General features: G+C 68.2%; 16 protein-coding genes. 5 read left to right on the top strand and 11 right to left on the bottom strand.

Features of this window, described 5'->3' with window-relative positions; genetic code table 11:
* Nucleotides 1-4 precede the first annotated feature (4 nt).
* The 3 genes from ATL42_RS03875 to ATL42_RS03865 form a co-directional block, all read right to left on the bottom strand.
* The gene (locus ATL42_RS03875) at nucleotides 5-1,000 is read right to left on the bottom strand and encodes a prenyltransferase/squalene oxidase repeat-containing protein (protein WP_098454232.1); all 996 of its coding nucleotides are present in this window, start codon (nucleotides 998-1,000) and stop codon (nucleotides 5-7) included.
* Nucleotides 1,001-1,122: 122 nt separating this feature from the next.
* Entirely contained in the window at nucleotides 1,123-2,172 is a 1,050-nt protein-coding gene (locus ATL42_RS03870) for a GNAT family N-acetyltransferase (RefSeq protein ID WP_098454231.1), read from the bottom strand.
* 141 nt (nucleotides 2,173-2,313) lie between these two features.
* The gene (locus ATL42_RS03865; RefSeq protein WP_098456302.1) at nucleotides 2,314-4,443 is read right to left on the bottom strand and encodes a DNA gyrase/topoisomerase IV subunit B; all 2,130 of its coding nucleotides are present in this window, start codon (nucleotides 4,441-4,443) and stop codon (nucleotides 2,314-2,316) included.
* A 139-nt stretch (nucleotides 4,444-4,582) separates the two neighbouring features.
* Between ATL42_RS03865 and ATL42_RS03860 the strand changes: the two genes are divergently transcribed.
* Nucleotides 4,583-4,804, top strand: coding sequence for a DUF7455 domain-containing protein (locus ATL42_RS03860; protein ID WP_098454230.1), 222 nt, complete (start codon nucleotides 4,583-4,585; stop codon nucleotides 4,802-4,804).
* A gap of 151 nt (nucleotides 4,805-4,955) precedes the next feature.
* Here the strand turns inward: ATL42_RS03860 and ATL42_RS03855 are convergent, their stop codons facing one another.
* The 3 genes from ATL42_RS03855 to ATL42_RS03845 form a co-directional block, all read right to left on the bottom strand.
* Nucleotides 4,956-6,461, bottom strand: coding sequence for an RNA polymerase sigma factor (locus ATL42_RS03855; RefSeq protein ID WP_098454229.1), 1,506 nt, complete (start codon nucleotides 6,459-6,461; stop codon nucleotides 4,956-4,958).
* 241 nt (nucleotides 6,462-6,702) lie between these two features.
* Nucleotides 6,703-7,113, bottom strand: a complete 411-nt coding sequence (locus tag ATL42_RS03850) for a universal stress protein (RefSeq protein WP_098454228.1) — start codon at nucleotides 7,111-7,113, stop codon at nucleotides 6,703-6,705.
* Between the two features lie 77 nt (nucleotides 7,114-7,190).
* A complete protein-coding gene (locus tag ATL42_RS03845; protein WP_098454227.1) occupies nucleotides 7,191-8,363 on the bottom strand; it encodes a DUF4192 domain-containing protein in 1,173 nt (390 codons plus the stop codon).
* 169 nt (nucleotides 8,364-8,532) lie between these two features.
* Between ATL42_RS03845 and ATL42_RS03840 the strand changes: the two genes are divergently transcribed.
* Entirely contained in the window at nucleotides 8,533-9,642 is a 1,110-nt protein-coding gene (locus tag ATL42_RS03840; protein WP_098454226.1) for a polyprenyl synthetase family protein, read from the top strand.
* 34 nt (nucleotides 9,643-9,676) lie between these two features.
* Here ATL42_RS03840 and ATL42_RS03835 read toward each other — a convergent pair whose 3' ends face one another.
* The gene (locus ATL42_RS03835; protein ID WP_245862082.1) at nucleotides 9,677-10,141 is read right to left on the bottom strand and encodes an Rv2175c family DNA-binding protein; all 465 of its coding nucleotides are present in this window, start codon (nucleotides 10,139-10,141) and stop codon (nucleotides 9,677-9,679) included.
* A 225-nt stretch (nucleotides 10,142-10,366) separates the two neighbouring features.
* On the opposite strand from ATL42_RS03835, the gene ATL42_RS03830 reads away from it, so the two are divergent.
* Together ATL42_RS03830 and pknB are read left to right on the top strand one after the other, a co-directional pair.
* Nucleotides 10,367-11,419, top strand: a complete 1,053-nt coding sequence (locus ATL42_RS03830; RefSeq protein WP_098454224.1) for a lytic transglycosylase — start codon at nucleotides 10,367-10,369, stop codon at nucleotides 11,417-11,419.
* 95 nt (nucleotides 11,420-11,514) lie between these two features.
* Nucleotides 11,515-13,659, top strand: a complete 2,145-nt coding sequence (gene pknB, locus ATL42_RS03825; RefSeq protein ID WP_098454223.1) for a Stk1 family PASTA domain-containing Ser/Thr kinase — start codon at nucleotides 11,515-11,517, stop codon at nucleotides 13,657-13,659.
* Between the two features lie 106 nt (nucleotides 13,660-13,765).
* Here pknB and ATL42_RS03820 read toward each other — a convergent pair whose 3' ends face one another.
* The 3 genes from ATL42_RS03820 to ATL42_RS03810 all read right to left on the bottom strand — a co-directional run bounded on the left by ATL42_RS03820 (nucleotide 13,766) and on the right by ATL42_RS03810 (nucleotide 17,196).
* The gene (locus ATL42_RS03820; protein ID WP_098454222.1) at nucleotides 13,766-15,115 is read right to left on the bottom strand and encodes a class II 3-deoxy-7-phosphoheptulonate synthase; all 1,350 of its coding nucleotides are present in this window, start codon (nucleotides 15,113-15,115) and stop codon (nucleotides 13,766-13,768) included.
* Nucleotides 15,112-16,329, bottom strand: coding sequence for a pyrophosphate--fructose-6-phosphate 1-phosphotransferase (locus tag ATL42_RS03815; protein WP_098454221.1), 1,218 nt, complete (start codon nucleotides 16,327-16,329; stop codon nucleotides 15,112-15,114). Before ATL42_RS03815 ends, ATL42_RS03820 begins: the two co-directional genes overlap by 4 nt.
* Before the next feature lie 87 nt (nucleotides 16,330-16,416).
* On the bottom strand, nucleotides 16,417-17,196 hold the full coding sequence (locus tag ATL42_RS03810; protein WP_098456301.1) for a lysophospholipid acyltransferase family protein: 780 nt from the start codon (nucleotides 17,194-17,196) through the stop codon (nucleotides 16,417-16,419).
* 74 nt (nucleotides 17,197-17,270) lie between these two features.
* Here ATL42_RS03810 and ATL42_RS03805 point away from each other — a divergent pair, with 74 nt between their 5' ends.
* Entirely contained in the window at nucleotides 17,271-17,831 is a 561-nt protein-coding gene (locus ATL42_RS03805) for a hypothetical protein (protein ID WP_143556687.1), read from the top strand.
* Nucleotides 17,832-17,876: 45 nt separating this feature from the next.
* Here the strand turns inward: ATL42_RS03805 and ATL42_RS03800 are convergent, their stop codons facing one another.
* Nucleotides 17,877-18,821, bottom strand: coding sequence for an ROK family glucokinase (locus tag ATL42_RS03800; RefSeq protein WP_098454219.1), 945 nt, complete (start codon nucleotides 18,819-18,821; stop codon nucleotides 17,877-17,879).
* Between the last annotated feature and the right edge of the window lie 70 nt (nucleotides 18,822-18,891).

The following is an 18,891-nucleotide window of genomic DNA, read 5'->3' as shown; positions in this document are numbered from 1 at the left end:
CGACCTATCCGAGCAGACCGGCCAAGCCAGTCCCGGCGAGAGCGACGAGAGCCTGGGAGGTCGCGCGGGCATCCGGGACGTCAGCGACCGTGAACGATCCGGCATCGTCGCCCGAGACCACCATCTGGGCCTCGAGCCACGCGAGCGCCTGCGTGTCGTCCTCACCGGCGTCGCGCAGCGCGACAGCGGCGACAGCCGTGCTGTTGACGCTCGCCTCGGCTGGTTCCGCAGAGAACCAGAACTGTCCGTCGTCGTCGGTCTGGGCAGCCTCGGTCAGCCAGTCGACCGCACCCGCGACCCGAGGGTCGTCGGCCGGTACACCGGCCGAGACGAGCGCGGAGACGGCAAAGCCTGTCGCATCGGGGTCTGCGTCGCAGGTCCCGGTGGGCTCGTCCGTGAGCGCGGCGGGGTATCCCTCGCCCGAGCACTGCTGGTCCGCGAGGAAGTCGACAGCGGTCGACGGTACCTCGCCGGCCTGGCTCAGGGCGAGGACCGCCCAGGACTGGGAGATCGTCTGGGAGTAGTCAGGCTCGCCGAGGTCGGTGAACCGACCGCTCGGCGCCTCGCGCGCCGCAAGCTCTTCGAGGAGATCGCGACCCGTCTCCTCCGCAGAGTCGAGCCGCGCCACCGCGAGGGTCGCCGCGAGCTTCGCGGTCGAGCCCACGTACAGGCTCGTCGTGCCGTCTCCCACGTAGGAGGCCACGACGGCCGGATCAGCAAGAGCCCGCGCGATGTCGCCCGCGCCCAGGGTCTCCCCTGACGCCGAGAGCGCGAGCACGACGTCCGCGGTCAGTCCCGGGTCCGGGTAGGTCTGGCCGTCGAACTCGGTGGCGAAGAGCCCGTCGTCGCCTGCTTGCCCTGTGAGCCAGCCGCTAGCGGCGGCGACCGCACCGGGTACGTCTTCGGTCACGGCGACCGGCTCCGGAGAGCTGTCAGACGAGCACGACGTCAGAGTGATGGCGACGAGCACCATGAGACCGGAGAGAGGGAGAGCACGCAATCGACGACATCCTCGAGGTGTTGAGAAAGATCCTGCACGGTGCAGGAGACCACCCTGATTCTAGGTCCGGTCGCGTGCACTCTCGCGGCCGTCTCACGCCGTGCTGCCGGTAGCCCCCGAGGTCAGAGCTCGATGGAGTACATCCGTGAGCCGCTCGACTTCACGAAGCCCAGGTTGGAGTAGAGACCGAACGCCCCGGACGGGTTGTCTGCATCGACATCGAGCTCAGCGAGCTCCATGCCGCTCGTCCGGTACGCATCCATCGCGGCGGCGAGGAGCGCCACAGCGATCTTGCGCCCCCGGTACTCCCGTCGCACGCCGAGCGTCTCGATGTACCCGCTCGTGCGACCCGTGACGGTCCAGTCCTGCTCATACCTGCTCGAGAGGAGGTAGCCCGCGACGTACGGCTCGTCGACGGCAGCCTTGGTCGTGTCGACCACGACAAAGCTCCATCCGGGCGCAAACATGCTCCGTCCCTGGAGCCACGAGTCCCGCGTGGCGGGCTCGCTCCCCCAGTGGTCACGAAAAGCGTCGTTGTGCGCCCGACGCGCGGCGTCTTCCAGGCTCGAGTCCCACGGCACGACCCGCAGCTCTGGATCGAGCACGAGATCGCGCGTCGGCTCCGCGAGCTCACACCGCAGGTTCGAGTAGAAGCGCGCAGCCGTGTATCCCGCTGCCTCGAACAGGTGCCACTGGTCCGGCGCGGTGTCGTCGAGGAAAGCGGCGATGCGGCCCGGGACGTCCTTGCCCGACTCGGCGAGCTTCTGACGCGCACGCCCCGTCATCCACCCGAGCAGCTCCCGGCCGACGCCGGCTCCGCGCACCTGCGGGTGCACGCCGCCCGCGACGAACACGCGTACCACCGACTCGTCGCCGGGCGGCGCCTCGACCGTGCCGTAGGCCCGGAAGACTCCGTTCTCGTCGATGCCGACGACCGTGTCTCGAGCGCTGTCCTTCCACGCCCCGACGAAGATGTCGTCGACCTCGCCCGGAGCCGTCCGGTACGGCGCGCCGTCCGTGACCTCGATCGTCGTCATGAGCACCCCCAGCGCCCCGGCGTCCTGGGGCCCCATCGACCGCCACCGAAGACCGAGATCGGCGGAGGGAAGGCTGAGGTCGGTCGGTGCCCCCGCCCGGTCGCCGATGCTCGTACGTCTCGTCGTCTCACTCATGATCCCAGCCCTCGCTCATCTACACAGACTAGGGACTGCTCGGAGGTTAAACGGCACTTTTAACACTGAAGTTACACATCGGACACCCGCGCGCAGCGTGCGCGAGTCAGATCACCGTACCGCTGACCTTCCGGCCTCGCCTCAGGCGTCGATGCGTGACCTGTCGAGAGCGTTCGCACCCGCGATGATGAAGTCCTTGCGCGGCGCGACCTCCGACCCCATGAGGAGCTCGAAGACCCGCTCAGCGGACTCGGCATGATCGGCTGTCACGCGTCGCAGCGTGCGGTGCCTCGGGTCCATGGTCGTCTCTGCCAGCTGATCAGCATCCATCTCGCCCAGGCCCTTGTAGCGCTGGATCTCGTCCTTGTAGCGCTTACCTGCCTTGTCGAGCTTCTTCAAGGTCGTGGCGAGCTCCGCCTCGGAGTACGTGTAGATGAAGGTGTTCTTGCGGGACCCCGCGCCGATCACCTCGATCCGATGCAGGGGCGGGACCGCCGCGTAGACGCGACCTGCGTCGACGAGGGGGCGCATGTAGCGGAAGAACAACGTGAGGAGCAAGGTGCGGATGTGCGCTCCGTCGACGTCTGCGTCGGTCATGAGGACGATCTTGCCGTAGCGCGCCGCCTCGAGATCGAAGGACCTCCCTGAGCCAGCACCGAGCACCTGGATGATGGCTGCGCACTCGGCGTTGCGCAGCATGTCGCTCACCGACGCCTTCTGGACGTTGAGGATCTTTCCACGGATCGGCAGGAGCGCCTGGAAGTCGGACGAGCGCGCCAGCTTGGCCGTCCCCAGCGCGCTGTCGCCCTCGACGATGAACAGCTCGCTGCGTGCCACGTCGTCGCTGCGGCAGTCCGCGAGCTTCGTCGGCAACGACGAGGTCTCCAGCGCGTTCTTGCGTCGCGAGATCTCCTTCTGCTTGCGCGCGGACAGCCGGGCCCGCATCTCGGCGACGATCTTGTCGAGCAGCAGCGACGCCTGTGTCTTGTCGTCGCGCTTGGGCGAGGAGAACATCGCAGCGACCTGCTGCTCCACCACACGCGAGACGATCGCCCGCACGGGAGCCGTCCCGAGGACCTCTTTCGTCTGGCCCTCGAACTGGGGCTCCGCGAGACGCACGGTGAGAACAGCCGTCAGACCGGCGAGGACGTCGTCCTTCTCGATCCGTTCCGCTCCGTCCTTCATCGAGACCTTGAGCTTGCGGGCGTTCGTCTCGACCGCCTTGCGCATGACCTTGAGCAGCCCTGCCTCGAACCCGGCGAGGTGAGCGCCGCCCTTGGGCGTGGAGATGATGTTGACGAAGGTCCTGAGCTCCGTGTCGTAGCCGGTCCCCCAGCGCATCGCGACGTCGACCTCGCAGTCACGGACGACCTCCTGCGGCGTGAGGTGACCACGCTCGTCGAGGACAGGAACCGTCTCCTTGAAGGTCCCGGTCCCGGTGAGGTGCCATGTCGCGGTCACCGCGGCATCGGGGGCGAGGAACTCGACGAAGTCGACGGTCCCCCCGTGGTGGACGAAGGTCTCCTCGTGCGGCCCAGCCTCACCCGGCGTACCAGGCAGGCCTCGCTCGTCGCGCACGGTGATCGTCAGACCGGGGACGAGGAACGTCGTCTGGCGGACGCGGGTGACGAGCTCGTCATAGGAGAAGACCGCTGACTTGGGGAAGACCTGACGGTCCGCCCAATAACGCACCCGTGTGCCAGTCTGCCCGCGCTTGGCCTTGCCGACGACCACGAGCTCGGAGTTGTCGGTGAAGGGCGTGAACGGCGAGTCCGGACCCGGTCCTGCCGCCGTGTCGTCGAAGAGACCGGGCTCGCCCCGGCGGAACGTCATGCGGTGGACCTTGCTCCCGCGGTCCACCTCGACGTCGAGGCGCGAGGACAGGGCGTTGACCACCGACGCCCCGACGCCGTGCAGGCCGCCGGACGCGGTGTAGGAGCCGCCGCCGAACTTTCCCCCGGCGTGCAGCTTCGTGTAGACGACCTCCACCCCGCTGAGGCCTGTCTTCGGTTCGACGTCCACCGGGATGCCGCGGCCGTCGTCGCTCACAGATACGGACGTGTCAGCGTGCAGCACGACTCCGATCCGGGTGCAGTGCCCACCGAGGGCCTCGTCGACCGAGTTGTCGATAATCTCCCACATGCAGTGCATGAGCCCCCGGGAGTCGGTCGACCCGATGTACATGCCTGGGCGCTTGCGCACGGCTTCTAGCCCCTCGAGGACGGAGAGGTGGCGTGCGGTGTAGCTCGATTCAGCGGATGCAGTCGTCACGGTCACCGAGCCTAGTGCCTCCGTCCGACACTTCTCTGCTGCCGTGTCGTCCCGCCCGCACAGGACGCACGAATACGCGCGGAGCGAACCACCCGCTCGCGACAGCCCCAAACAGGGTCCTAGGTGGTTTCATTGCTGTGTGAATACAACGACGACTGAAGCTCTGACCGTGGCTGACCGCTGCGACCGCTGTGGCGCTCAGGCATATGTCCGCGTCCTCCTCCCATCAGGTGAGCTGCTCTTCTGCGCACACCACGCGCGGGCGCACTCCGACGCCTTCGCGAACATCGCCACGCACATCCAGGACGAGACGGACCGGCTCCTCGAGGAGCACGGCGCCGGCGCCGGCGCACGCAGCTGACATCTCAGCGGCGCAGCACAGCCCCGCACCGAACGATCGTTCCTGCACGACACCGTGCGATCCCCGCACCAAACAGCGCAATCAGCGAAGGAGCCCGCCCCTCAGGGACGGGCTCCTTCGCTGTTCGTTCTGACGACCGACAGCCGACCGGTCAGTCGAGGTAGTCGCGCAGAACCTGCGAGCGGCTGGGGTGACGCAGCTTCGACATCGTCTTGCTCTCGATCTGACGGATGCGCTCGCGCGTCACCCCGTAGACCTTGCCGATCTCGTCGAGCGTCTTGGGCTGCCCGTCCGTGAGGCCGAATCGCATAGACACGACACCTGCCTCACGTTCAGAGAGAGTGTCGAGAACCTGGTGGAGCTGCTCCTGGAGAAGGGTGAAGCTCACAGCGTCGGCGGGCACGACGGCCTCGGAGTCCTCGATGAGGTCACCGAACTCGCTGTCGCCGTCTTCGCCGAGCGGGGTGTGGAGAGAGATCGGCTCGCGTCCGTACTTCTGGACCTCGACGACCTTCTCCGGCGTCATGTCGAGCTCCTTGGCGAGCTCCTCCGGGGTGGGCTCGCGCCCGAGGTCCTGGAGCATCTGCCGCTGCACTCGGGCGAGCTTGTTGATGACCTCGACCATGTGCACGGGGATGCGGATCGTCCGAGCCTGGTCGGCCATGGCGCGTGTGATCGCCTGACGGATCCACCAGGTCGCGTACGTCGAGAACTTGTAGCCCTTCGTGTAGTCGAACTTCTCGACCGCACGGATGAGCCCCAGGTTCCCTTCCTGGATGAGGTCGAGGAAGAGCATGCCGCGACCTGTGTAGCGCTTGGCGAGCGAGACCACGAGGCGAAGGTTCGCCTCGAGCAGGTGGTTCTTGGCACGACGACCGTCGCCCGCGATCCACTCGAGCTCGCGACGGGCCTTCGGCTCGAACTTCGCGTCAGAGGCGAGACGCTCGTCGGCGAAGAGCCCTGCCTCGATGCGCTTGGCCAGGTCGACCTCTTGCTCCGCGTTGAGGAGCGCGACCTTGCCGATCTGCTTGAGGTAGTCCTTGACAGGGTCGGCCGTCGCACCGGCAGTGATGACCTGCTGCGCGGGTGCGTCGTCGTCGTCTGCGTCGGAGTAGACGTAGCCGCGAGACTCGTCTCCCTCTTCGGCGGCCTTCTTGGCGACGGCTGCGGGGTCGACCTCTTCGAGCTCGGCGACCTCGACGCCGTCGGACACGTGGCCCTCGTCGTCAGAGGCCTTGCGCCGCGGCCGCTTGACGGGTGCGGCCTTCGTCGCAGCCTTGCGCGGTGCACGCTTGGCAGGCTCCGCCTCGACGCCTTCGGTCGGCGCGTCAGCGGTGAGTGCGGCCTCGGCTGCTGCAGCCTTCTTGGCTGCCGCGGTGGTCCGCGGCTTGACTGCACGAGCGGTCGCGGTGGTGCTGCGGGTCGTTGCGGCCGCTGCGACCTTGGCGGTCGGGAGGTCGACGTCGACGCCGGCGGACACGAGGGCGCGGAAGACGACCTTGAGACGCTTGGCGTCGGCAACCTCCGCGTGCTCGCAAGCAGCGCGGAAGCTCTCGGCATCCACACGGCCATGGGTCGCCCCACGTCGGATGAGATCTTGCAATGCTGGGTGCTCGAATTCGCGCGGAAGAGCGGGATTCGCAGAGATGGGCGCCACAAACGACCTTTCGGCATCTCAGGTAGGCGGTATCCGGCACGCTCCGATGGTGTTCCAGAGCTGCCGTAAACCCATATTGTACTTGCCGACACCACGGCTCACACCCTCGTGGTGCGATATGGCCGGATTTCCTACCGACTGCTCGGGTGATTCTCCGGTCGTGCTGACGTCCGGGCCCGAGGACTCCGGCGGCTGCCGGGGCTCTGAGGAGAGAACGCCCGACACGTCGAAAAGATTCCGGTCAGGCGATGACCTGGCGCTCCGGCTTGACTGCGAGCACGGGGCACGGGCTCTCGAGAAGGATGCGCTGTGCGTTCGATCCGAGGATGAGCTTCCCGACGGGGCTGCGCCGTCGCAGCCCGATGACGATGACCTCTGCTGCGACCTCTTCGGCGACGGCGATGAGGTCCTCGGAGACGTCGTGGCGCTCATCGAGCACACGGATCTCCAGCGAGACCTCGGATGCCGCTGCGGCCGAGCGGACGACGGCGAAGTCCGCCTCGCGCTGCTCGAGGACCTCGGGCGCAGCCGGGCGGGTCTTCTCGCTCACCACCACCACGAGGTCTGTTCCCCGCCGTACCGCCTCGGCGACCGCCGAGCTCAGCCCTTCACGGCCCTCAGGTGTGGCGAGATATCCCACGACGACTGTCATCAGTCCTCCGACGCTCGGTAGAGCACGTCCGTCCGGACGCCGCCCGCTCTGAAACTACCCGAACGGAGCCCGTCTCGTCAGATCGCGTCGTCGCTCTCCCTGAGCGTGCGCACCCACCCTGGCGGCATGCCTGCGTCGACAGCCCGTGCGACGAGCAGCGCGAGCCGATATCCAGGGTCGCACCGCAGCGCACGATCGAGGAGAGCACTGGCTCGCGTGCTGCCACCGCACCACCAGGTGAGCAGCGCGAGGAGCGTCAGCGCGGGCGCCTGGCCGGTGCGACGTCCGTGCCCGATCACCGCTTCGAGAACGGTGCACGCCGAGGTCGAGAGGTCGACGTCCGGCCGTGCCCCGACGTCGGGATCGACGATCGACGCGATCGCGGCCCCCACCCGCACGTCGACCGCACGGCGCGCGCCGTGCGGGCTGTCGTCGGTCGTCTCGCTGTCCATCGCATCGACGAGCATCTCCGCGAGGTCCCCTGATCCCGAGACGAGCGTCATGAGGACCGCGTCGCGGACCACGGTGTCCTCGAGCGCTGCCTCGATCCGCCCGAGTGCCGGAGCGCTGGTTCGGACACCGTCCGCCAGGCTCTCCTGGGCGGTGCGCCACGTCGCGAGCCCCTCTTGGCGCCAGGCTCGCAGCGCTGTGACCGTCGTGGCCGCGCGCCGTCGGGCGCGCCAACGGTTCGCTGCGGCGTTCGCCCGGCGCCGGTCGGGCTCAGGTGCTCGGGGCACGCGCGCCAGGTCGTCGCGGGTCTCGACGACAGCAGCACCGGAGAGAACCATGCGTGCGCTCGTGACGGTCGCGACGAGGTCGTCGATCGGACGACCTCCCGCTGGGCAGCAGAGCCGGTCGGTGCACTCCAGCGCGAAGTAGCCGGTGCGGGTGACCACCCACACGTCGACGGCGTCGAGGAACGGCGCCGCCGCCTCCTGGACGGTCCTGGCGGCCTCCCAGACGCTGTCGAGGCTACGCCCCTCCTCCGCCGTCTGCGTGTCTGGGTAGAGGACGAGCACCGCGGACCGACCGCCGTCGGACGCGACGTGAGAGACGAGCTCGCGGGCGAGCTGTCGACCGTCGTCGTCCTCTCGAAGGTCCGAGAGGTCGACCCGAGCGACGAGCCCGACACGTCGTCGTGCGCCCCGCAGGCTCACGACCACCGCGCTGGTCAGCGGTTGAAAGCCCAGCTGGTACGGGATCAGTGCCAACAGCTCCTGTGGTTCTCGGATGCGCAAGGTCGTCGTCATGCCACGACTGTGCGGGTGCGGCCCGCCGTGTGCCTCAGGCTCGACAGGCCGTTGGGGACTGTTCCCCCCGCCCGTTCACTGTGGACGAGGTGTTCTGACGCTCGCTCATCTGCGGACATGCCGCACGGACGCGCCAGCACCGACTGCTTCTGCCCTCTAGGCTCGGGCCATGCCTGACGACACCACCGCCCTCGTCGATCGCGAGGGCCTGCGCTCCGCCGTCGACGCCCGCCTCCAGGTCGTCCTCGGCCACGAAGCCGCCGTGCTAGACGAGATCAGCGAGGATGCTGCGCCGCTCATCGAGTCCTGGCGGACGATGCTCAGAGGCGGCAAGAGGCTCCGCGCGGCCTTCTGCTACTGGTCCTGGCGCGCCCACGGCGGATCGCTCACCGGACCAGACCGCGAGAGGGTCGTGGGCGTGGGCGCCGCGCTCGAGCTCTTCCAGGCCGCTGCCCTGTTCCACGACGACGTCATGGACAACTCCGACACCCGCCGCGGCCAGCCGACCGCTCACCGGGCCTTCGCCCGGCTGCACCGCGACTCGGGCTGGGTCGGCGACGCCGCCCAGTTCGGTCTCTCTAGCGCGATCCTCCTCGGGGACCTCAGCCTCATCGCGAGCGAGAACGAGCTCCTGGCAGCGACGTCAGACGTCTCCCCCGAGATCCGTCGGCTCGCGCGCAGCACGTTCACGCGGATGCGCAGCGAGGTCACCGTCGGTCAATATCTCGACATGCATGCACAGGTGCTCCCGTGGGACCAGGAGTTCGCCGCAGACGAGCGTCGTGCCCTCGAGGTCATCCGGTCGAAGTCTGCGCGCTACAGCGTCGAGTCCCCGATCGTCCTCGGGGCCACGCTCGCAGGCCGCGACGCTGACGACCGTGCGCTGGCGTCTGCCGTCGGCCTTCCCCTCGGAGAGGCGTTCCAGCTGCGTGACGATCTCCTCGGGGTCTTCGGGGACCCTGCCGTCACGGGAAAGCCTGCAGGCGACGACCTGCGCGAGGGCAAGCGCACGCTCCTCCTGGTCCACACGATGCGTGCTGTCGACGCATCGACACGGCGGGTCCTCGTCGACGCTCTCGGTCGGCCAGACCTCACAGACCACGAGGTCGCGGAGCTGCAGGCGACGATCATGGCGTCCGGGGCGGTCGACGAGATCGAGGCTCGCATCGCTCGTCAGACCGACGAAGCGTTCGAGGCGCTCGGGCGCGCGCACCTCGACCCGTCCGCCGAGCCGACCCTCAGGGACCTGGCCCTGGCCGCCGTCGCGCGGGCCGCCTGAGGCCCGTCGCTGCTGACCCCTGCCCAGGGACCGGTCAGGCGACCGCCTGGGCGGCACGGCGCACGGCGCTCTTGCGGCCGGCGAGGAGCGCAGCGACGGGAGTCTGGCCGAGCATGGCCTCTTCCGAGAAGAGCCACTCGATGATCTCGGTGTCCGTCAGCGCGGAGTCGGAGAGCATAATGATCGTGCCCTGCAGGGCCGGGAGGATGATGATCTGCTCCTGAGCTCCCTCCTGGACCGCGACCGGCTTGACGTTCGCCGGGTTGGAGAGGTGCTTGGGGACGAGGAAGCAGGCGGGCACCGAGAAGATCCGACGCTCCCCACGCTTCATCCCGATGATCCGTCGGTCGCTCAACGCGCTGCGGACGGACGTGACAGCCGTCCCGAGAAGCTCTGCGACCGCGGGGACAGAGAGCCAGTCGCCGACGAGAGCATCGATCTGCGTGGTGTCGGGGGTGTCTGTGTCGTCGGGCTGGGGCATCGGGTCTGTTGAGTTCACGGACACAGCGTACGGCTCGTCGTGCGTGAGCCGACTGTCGGGATGCTCGATCGTCCCCTACGGTCGAGGGACCATCAGTCACATGTGTCCCTCCAGTCACACTCGCTGGCGGAACGTCCTCGCACAGAACACCCTTCGCGGACTTCACCGTCGTTGCTCCACCCGGACCTGCAGCGACGACACGACCTCGATCCGTGATGCACGTCCGACAGATCGGAAGCGACCATGACCGCACCGCTGCGCACCACCACCGTCGTCGACCCACCAGCCGTCAGGCCTGCGCCCGAGAGGTCGACCTCCTCGCGGTCGCTCTCGCGCACGCTGGGCATGCACGCAGTCCGCTACGGCACGACCGGGCTGGCTCTCGCCGCCGCGTCCATCGCCGCGAGCGCCTCGTCTGCCGCTGCCGACGAGACATACGAGGTCGAGCGGGGTGACACCGTGAGCCACATCGCGCTCCGCACCGGGACGCCTGCGACGTCGATCCGTGCCGCGAACGGGCTGGACGCGCAGTACCGGATCCGCGAGGGCCAGCGCCTGGTCATCCCGTCCGCCAGCCCGTCGGCCCCGGCTCCGTCCGCTGTCCCTGCTCAGGCGCTCACCGCTGCAGGCCACCGGGTGGTGGCCGGAGACACCGTGTCCGCGCTAGCGGTGCGCTTCGCCGTCACCGAGGAGAGCATCGTCGCAGCGAACGGCCTCGACGCCAGTGCGACCATCCGGATCGGTCAAGAGCTGTCCATCCCTGCCCGCTCGACCCCCGCGGGCGCTGCACCCGCCGCACCGGCGCAGCAGCTCGTGGCCGACACGTTCGCCGGACGCACCTACGCAGAGGACGTCGTCTCCGCGGCGAACGCCAACAAGGCGACGCTCCTGTCGGTCGCCGTGCCGTCGAAGGACGAGGTCCGCCGGCTCGTCCGGGAGGCCGCGGTCGCCCACGGCGTGGACCCGCGGCTCGCTCAGGCGGTCGCGCTCCAAGAGTCGGGGTTCGACCAGCGCGCGGTGTCTCCCGCGAACGCGATCGGTGCGATGCAGGTCATCCCGTCGTCCGGCGACTGGGCGTCGGGGCTCGTCGGTCGAGATCTCAACCTGCTCGATGCGCACGACAACGTCACCGCGGGGGTGGCGATCCTGGCCCGCCTCATCGAGACGAGCCCGTCGCTCGACACCGCGATCGCGGGCTACTACCAAGGTCAGACGTCCGTGCGGAAGTACGGGATGTACGACGACACACGAAGGTATGTGGCAAATGTCCAGACACTCGCGTCGCGTCAGCCGTGACCGCACCGGACTCGTTCCGGACGTCTACCACAACACCACGACCTCCTGTCGGCGACGTCCCCGACAACTACGGGACCGCCCACTAGAATCATCGCGTGGCAACCATTCTCTCTGACTCCCTCGTCGGCCAGCTGGTCGACGGGCGGTACAAGATCCTCTCGCGCATCGCGCGAGGAGGCATGGCCACGGTGTACCTGGCGACAGACCGCCGCCTCGATCGCGAGGTCGCGCTCAAGGTCATGCACTCCCACCTGGCCGACGGCGCGACCGGTGCTGACTTCGTCTCGAGGTTCCGCCGCGAGGCTCGCGCAGCCGCGCGGCTCACCCACCCCGGCCTCGTCGCCGTCTACGACCAGGGCGTCGACGGCGAGACGAGCTACCTGACCATGGAGTACGTCGACGGCACCAACCTGCGTCGACGCCTGCACGACGACGGACCGTTCACGGTCGACGAGAGCCTCTCGATCATCGACGACATCCTCGATGCTCTCGCCGCAGCGCACCGCAAGAATCTTGTCCACCGAGACATCAAGCCCGAGAACGTCCTCCTCGCGACAGACGGGCGCGTCAAGGTCGCCGACTTCGGCCTCGCCCGTGCTGTCACGGAAGTGACCTCGACGACCACAGGCACCATCCTCGGTACGGTCGCCTACCTCGGCCCAGAGCTCATCTCGACCGGTGCCTGCGACACCCGGACAGACATCTACGCCGTCGGGGTGATGCTCTACGAGATGCTCACCGGACGCCAGCCGTTCGTGGGTTCGACACCGATCCAGGTGGCGTTCCTCCACGTCAACAACGACATCCCGCGACCGTCCGAGCTCGTCGACTGGATACCTGCCGAGCTCGACCAGCTCGTGTGCGCGATGGCGGCGAGAGAGCCCGCCGACCGGCCGGCCGACGCGCCCGCTGCGCTGGAGCTCCTGCGCACGGTCCGCGCCGGGCTGTCCGACGACCTCGTCGCGCGCCGAGCCGCGGCTCCTGCACCGGTGGTCTTCCTCGCCGAAGGGACACCCTCCGACGAGGACCCTCAGGACGACGACCTCGACGACGCGACCACCGCGCTCCCGGACCTGCCCACGCTCGAGCCCGGAGACGAGACGTTCGACGCGGGGCCGGCCCACGCAGCCGCGTCCAGGACAGCGCGAACGCCCGAGCCGGAGAACGCTACACAGGCGCTCAACGTCGGGGCGTCAGGATCCACGATCGCGCTCCCGCTCGGAACCGCCCGCTCGATCATCAAGAACTCCTCAGCAGGCGGGGCTCCTGCTGCGGCGCCGGACTCCGCAGCGGACGGCACCCCCACAACGTCCACCGTCGCGCTCGAGGTCCCGGCTCCGAAACGACGCCGCCGAGGACTCGTCGGGGCGATCATCACGATCGTGCTCCTTCTCGCTGTCCTCGGCGGAGGCAGCTACTGGTGGTTCGTCTTCGGCCCTGGAAACTACACGACCGTCCCTGAGGACCTCGTCGAGGTGAGCCTGGCGGACGCCGAGTCAGCGCTCACGGTGGCAGCGCTCGGCATCGAGTCGACGGAAGCCTTCAGCGACACCGTGGCCAGCGGTGTGGTCATCGCCGCCGACCCGGAGAGCGGCGCGAAGATCGCCAAGGATGGCACGGTCGAGCTCACGGTCTCGAAGGGGATCGAGCACTTCACCGTTCCCAAGGACCTCACCGGGATCGCCGACACCGACTCCGAGACCGCGCTCGAGGCAGCTGGGTTTACCGCCGTCAGCACCACGCTCGTCTGGGACACGACAGTGGCTGAAGGGACCGTCATGTCGATCTCCGAGGCCGAGGGGGCGCTCCTGCCCCACAACACCCCGATCGTCCTGACTGTCTCGAAGGGACCAGAACCGGTCACCGTTCCGCAGGTCCAGCTCCTCAGCCTCGACGACGCCACCCAGCAGCTCGCACCGTGGGACCTCGCTCCGGTCACCGTCGAGGAGTACAGCGAGACTGTTCCCGAAGGTTCGGTCATCGCGCAGAGCCCCGAACAAGGTACGGCCGCGCACCGCGGTGACGAGATCACCCTGACGGTCTCCCTCGGTCGCCCGTTCGTCGAGGTGCCGGACGTCCTGCTCAAGCCCGTCGCGGAAGCACAGAAGCTCCTCGAGGACGCCGGGTTCGTCGTCAAGGTCAACTACTACTTCGGTGTCTTCGGCAACGAGGTGCGCAGCCAGAGCGAGGATGCCGGGACTCAGCTGCGCAAGGGCTCGACGATCACGCTCGATCTCTGACGTTGTTCCCGTGCGCACCGGCGGAGACGCCGCCGGTGCGTGTGATGAACGTACGAGGCCCGCTCACCCCTCCTGGGGCAGCGGGCCTCGTACGAGCAACCATGCTCTAGCGCTGCAGCATCTCCGCGACCTGGAATGCCATCTCGAGCGACTGCTGGTGGTTGAGCCGGGGGTCGACGAGGGTCTCGTAGCGCACCGCGAGACCAGCGTCGTCGATCTCTTCGCTGCCGCCGAGAACCTCGGTGACGTCGTCACCGGTGAGCTCGACGTGCAGCCCTCCGGGCACGGTCCCGAGACCACGATGAACCTCGAAGAAGCCTCGCACCTCGTCCAGGACATCTTCCAGGCGACGCGTCTTGTACCCGCTGTCCGAAGTGATCGTGTTTCCGTGCATCGGATCCGTCACCCAGGTGACCGGGCCGCCCAGAGCCGTCACCTTCTCGACGAGCGGCGGGAGAGCCTCGCGGATCTTTCCGGCGCCCATGCGCGTGATGAACGTCAACCGACCGGGGACGCCCTCCGGGTTGAGCTTCTCTTGGAGGGCGAGCGCGTCGTCGGCGGTGGTGGTTGGTCCGAGCTTGACCCCGATGGGGTTGGAGATGCGCGACAAGAAGTCGACGTGGGCTCCGTCGATCTTTCGGGTCCGCTCCCCGATCCACAAGAAGTGTCCCGACGAGTCATAGGGAGCACCGCTCTGAGCAGAGATCCGGGTCAACGCCCTCTCGTAGTCGAGAAGGAGCGCCTCGTGGCTGACGAAGAACTCGACCGTGCGCAGCGCATCGAAGTCGGTGCCGCACGCGGCCATGAACCGGATCGCACGGTCGATCTCCATGGCCGTGTGCTCGTACCGCGCGTAGGCAGGGTTCGTCATGAAACCACGGTTCCACTCGTGCACCTGACGCAGGTCTGCGAAACCACCGGTCGTCAGGGCCCGGACGACATTGAGCGTGGCTGACGAGATGTTGTATCCCTGGAGGAGACGCTCAGGGTTCGGCACACGGTCGTTCTCGGTGAAGGCATGGCCGTTGACCATGTCTCCCCGGTACGCGGGCCACGTGACACCGTCCCGGGTCTCGTCGTTCGAGCTCCGTGGCTTTGCGTACTGACCGGCCATGCGTCCCATCTTCACCACCGGCATGCTCGCCCCGTGGGTGAGGACGACCGCCATCTGGAGGATGGTGCGCACCTTGTTGCGGATGCGGTCAGCGTTCGCTTCGGCGAACGTCTCTGCGCAGTCGCCACCCTGCAGGAGGAAGGCTTCCCCTCGCCCTGCCGACGCGAGCCGGTCGGTCAAGGTCTCCAGCTGGGCCGGCACGACGAGCGGAGGCACCCCGGCCAACCTTGCGCTCACCGCACTGAGGTGGTCAGCATCCGGCCAGACGGGCTGCTGACCCGCGACGAGCGTCCTGAAGTGGTCGAGACCTTGTGAGACCTCTGGGTCGACGGCAACGCTCATGAGGTTGCGGGCACCTGCTGCTGGCCGATCTCGGAGAGCAGGTCGACAAACCATCCCTGGGACACGTCGAAGGCCTTGCCGCCCGCGATGCGGGGGAAGGCGATGGCCTTGAGGCGGTCGCCGTCTTCCTCGTCGTGACCGACCACGCCGGACTCGCCGCGGAAGGCGCTGTCGACCGCGAAGTCGGTCATGGACTTGATGAGACGTAGGTCCTCGACGTTCGCGGCTGCGGCGCGCGAGAAGTATCCGGACTTCTGGACCATCGTCTTCTCCGCCCCGAGAAGGTCGGCGAACTGCTTCGCGAACCACTCACCGGGGTTGATCGTGTCGAGCTTGACGTGCCCGAACGGGTCGCGCTCGACGGTCTCGCCTGATGCTTCGAGCTGGGCGACGATCTCGTGCATGCCCGCCCCTTCGGACAGGAAGATGTTGACGTTCCCGACCTCGTCCATGACGGTGCGCAGACGTGCCGCCTCGGCTTCGATGTCGAGCTTGATCTCCGGAAGGAAGACGGCGTGGATGTCCCACCGCTCCTTGGACAGACCGATGCCGGGGACCCACTCCTGTGCATCGAGCCACGTGCGGTACGAGGCCGCAGCTGCTGCGGTGAGCCATCCGCAGTGCCTGCCCATGACCTCGTGGACGATGAGCATGCGCGGGCCTGAGCGGTGCTCGCCGATGACGTTCGCAGCAAACGCTGCTGCTTCCTCGGCCGCGGTCCAGGCACCGAGCGACTGCTTGATCGGGATGACGTCGTTGTCGATCGTCTTCGGCAGTCCGACGACGGTCAGGTGGTAGTCGTTCTCCTCGAGGTACGCAGCGAGGTCGGCCGCTGTCGTGTTCGTGTCGTCGCCCCCGATGGTGTGAAGCACGTCGATCCCGTCAGCCTTGAGCCGCTCCGCCGCCACAGCCAGGGGGTTCTCGCCTTCCTTGACGAGCCCACGCTTGACGCAGTCTGCTGCGTTGGTGAGCTTGACCCGGCTGTTGCCGATCGGCGACCCCCCGAAGCGGTGCAGGACTCCGGCGTTCTTGCGGACCTCGTCGTCGATGACAATCTTGTTGCCGGTGAGCAGGCCGTGGTAGCCGTGCTGGTACGCAACGATCTCGACCTCTGGTGCCAGCTCTGTGTAGCGCTCGATGAGCCCTCCGACAGCGGAGGAGAGGCACGGTGCAAAGCCACCAGCCGTGAGGAGTGCGACGCGACGGACCGACATGTAGATCAACCTCTCATTGAGCCCGCCGCGCGCGCTGGGTGCGCGCAGAGGTGTGCGGGCGCTGTTTCGTGTGGTGCAGGCGAAGCTTCAGTCTAGTGACGTCGGAGGTGGGGCCTGCGGCGGTTCCGGCACCTGGACGTCGGGAACGGGGCGTCCGCCTGGAGCCGTCGGGTTCGGTGACGCCGATCCGGAGTTCTTCACGCCGGCCGCGAGCCGTGCCTTCTGCGTGGCGGCGTAGATGTCGACGTACTCCTGGCCGGAGAGGCTCATGAGCGAGTACATGATCTCGTCGGTGACCGAGCGAAGGATGAAGCGGTCGCTCTCCATGCCTGCGTACCGGCTGAAGTCGAGCGGCTCACCGATGACGATGCCGATCCGCAGCGGCTTGGGGATCCGGGTACCGATCGGTTGGGCCTTGTCTGTGCCGACCATCGCCACGGGGATCACCGGGGCACCGGACTCGAGGGCGAGCCGCGCGACCCCGGTCTTCCCGCGGTAGAGCCTGCCGTCAGGGCTCCGGGTGCCCTCTGGGTAGATCCCGAAGAGTCCACCGTCAGAGAGTCGCTTGAGCCCGGTCCGCAGAGCAGCCTCGCTGGCCTTGCCACCTGCACGGTCGACAGGGATGGTGCCGACGCCACGCATGAACCCTGCCGTGGCACGCCCCTTGAGGCCGGTTCCGGTGAAGTACTCGGACTTTCCGATGAACACGATCTCGCGGTCCATGATCAACGGCAGCACGAACGAGTCGATGACCGCCAGGTGGTTGCTCGCCATGATCGCGGGCCCGTCGCCCGGAATGTTCTCGAGGCCTCGGACCCACGGACGAAACATCAGTCGAAGCATCGGCCCGACGAGGACCCGCTTCATCAGCCAGTAGAACAACCCGCCTCCTCGTGCGCCTCGCATACGCGGGACTGTCATCCGACTCTAGAGTGATCACCATGCCAGGAAACATCGACGAACCCGACGAAGCGCCGGACGAGCACGTCGACCCGGAAGGTCGCGGTGAGCGCGGCGCGTCCGACCAGGAGCGGACGGACGCAGCCTGGGCGAGGATCGTCGCCGAACTCTCCGATCTTTCCACGGATCCACCGGTGGAACGAACTCCGGCCGCCGCCGAGGAGGGCGTCTCCTTCGATTTCCCCGTCGCACCGTGGGTCCACCCACCGCTGCCGAGCGTGGTCACGCCGCGCAACCGTGCCGCTGGTCCCCGGGACTGGCCGCGCAGCGCGGAGGTCGAGGCGGCAGAAGAGCGCGACGGTGAGTTCGTCGCACCCGACCCCGGGATCGCGTTGAGCTCGGACCCGCTGCGCAACGTCGCCCTGCTCGCGCTGGGCGCCAGCCCCGTGGCCCTCGTGCTCTCGTGGCTCTTCTGGGAGAACGCCCCGCGCGGCTTCTTCCTCTCGCTCGCGGCAGTCTTCCTCGGCGGCGCGGCGCTCGCCGTCTGGCGGCTGCCGCGCCATCGCGACACCCTTCCCGGAGACGACGGCGCACGCGTCTGACCAGGGTGGTCAGGCGCGTGCGGTCAGGCATTCAGGCGCGTGCAGTCAGGCGCGTGCGAGGTCTGCCGCGCCGACGATCCCTGCCTCGTTCCCGAGGGCCGCGAGCTCGAGGCGCGCCTCAGGACGGTGCCCGCGCGCCGGGAGCGACTCGCCGTAGGCCTGTCGAGCGGGCTCGAGCAGAAGCGCTCCCGCCGCGCCGACCCCGCCACCGATGACGATGAGCTCCGGGTCCAGCAGCGCCGCGACGGACGCGGCTCCTTCACCGATCCATCGGCCAAGCTCGGCGAGCAGCTCGATCGAGAGAGGGTCGCCGGCCATCGCTGCGGTGGTGATGAGCGGGCCCGTGATGTCACCGGCGATCCCGTTCGCGAGGTCGAGGAGCGGGACGGCGTCCTTCGGGCGGGCGACCGCTGCGGCGCGCGCGTCACGCACGAGTGCTGTCCCTGACGCGTACTGCTCCCAGCACCCCTCGTGCCCGCAGCCGCAGTAGTGACCGTCAGGCACGACGCGCATGTGCCCGACCTCCGCCGCGACGCCCCACCGGCCACGGACGAGCTGGTTGTTGACGACGAGCGCGCCGCCGAGCCCTGTACCGACGGTAAGCATGAGGAGGTCTGTGGCCTCGCGTGCGACACCGAAACGGAACTCCGCCCATCCTGCCGCGTTCGCGTCGTTCTCGACGACGATCGGGACGTCGAGGTCTAGGAGCGCTCCCACGCGGTGCGCGATCGGGTAGTCGCGCCAGGCGATGTTCGGCGCGAAGAGGACCGACGCTCGGTCGGGGCTGACGAACCCGGCGGCGGCGAGGCCGATCGCACCGATCTCGTACTCCTTGGCGAGGTCCCTGCACACCTCGGCGATCGCTCGGTCGATGCTCGATGCGTCGTCGGGCTCGGTACCGACACGCGTCTGGGCGAGGATCCGTCCCTCATCGTCGACCACCCCGGCCGCGATCTTCGTCCCGCCGATGTCGACCCCGATGGCATGCATGCCGATTCCTCACAGATCTTGTTGGTGTGCACGAACACGTGCGGCTCGGATGAAGCGTACTCATGTCTGC

This window comes from Sanguibacter antarcticus (genome assembly GCF_002564005.1).
In the GTDB taxonomy this organism is placed as follows: Bacteria; Actinomycetota; Actinomycetes; order Actinomycetales; family Cellulomonadaceae; genus Sanguibacter; species Sanguibacter antarcticus.
Note: the sequence above shows the minus strand (reverse complement) of the source record. Positions and strands in the feature narration are given on the sequence as shown.

Coding starts and splice junctions, on each gene's coding strand:
- ATL42_RS03870 (WP_098454231.1), bottom strand. CDS start 2,172: ATGAGTGAGACGACGAGACGTACGAGCATCGGCGACCGGGCGGGGGCA.
- ATL42_RS03850 (WP_098454228.1), bottom strand. CDS start 7,113: ATGACAGTCGTCGTGGGATATCTCGCCACACCTGAGGGCCGTGAAGGG.
- ATL42_RS03845 (WP_098454227.1), bottom strand. CDS start 8,363: ATGACGACGACCTTGCGCATCCGAGAACCACAGGAGCTGTTGGCACTG.
- ATL42_RS03840 (WP_098454226.1), top strand. CDS start 8,533: ATGCCTGACGACACCACCGCCCTCGTCGATCGCGAGGGCCTGCGCTCC.
- ATL42_RS03830 (WP_098454224.1), top strand. CDS start 10,367: ATGACCGCACCGCTGCGCACCACCACCGTCGTCGACCCACCAGCCGTC.
- ATL42_RS03820 (WP_098454222.1), bottom strand. CDS start 15,115: ATGAGCGTTGCCGTCGACCCAGAGGTCTCACAAGGTCTCGACCACTTC.
- ATL42_RS03815 (WP_098454221.1), bottom strand. CDS start 16,329: ATGTCGGTCCGTCGCGTCGCACTCCTCACGGCTGGTGGCTTTGCACCG.
- ATL42_RS03810 (WP_098456301.1), bottom strand. CDS start 17,196: ATGAAGCGGGTCCTCGTCGGGCCGATGCTTCGACTGATGTTTCGTCCG.
- ATL42_RS03805 (WP_143556687.1), top strand. CDS start 17,271: ATGCCAGGAAACATCGACGAACCCGACGAAGCGCCGGACGAGCACGTC.
- ATL42_RS03800 (WP_098454219.1), bottom strand. CDS start 18,821: ATGCATGCCATCGGGGTCGACATCGGCGGGACGAAGATCGCGGCCGGG.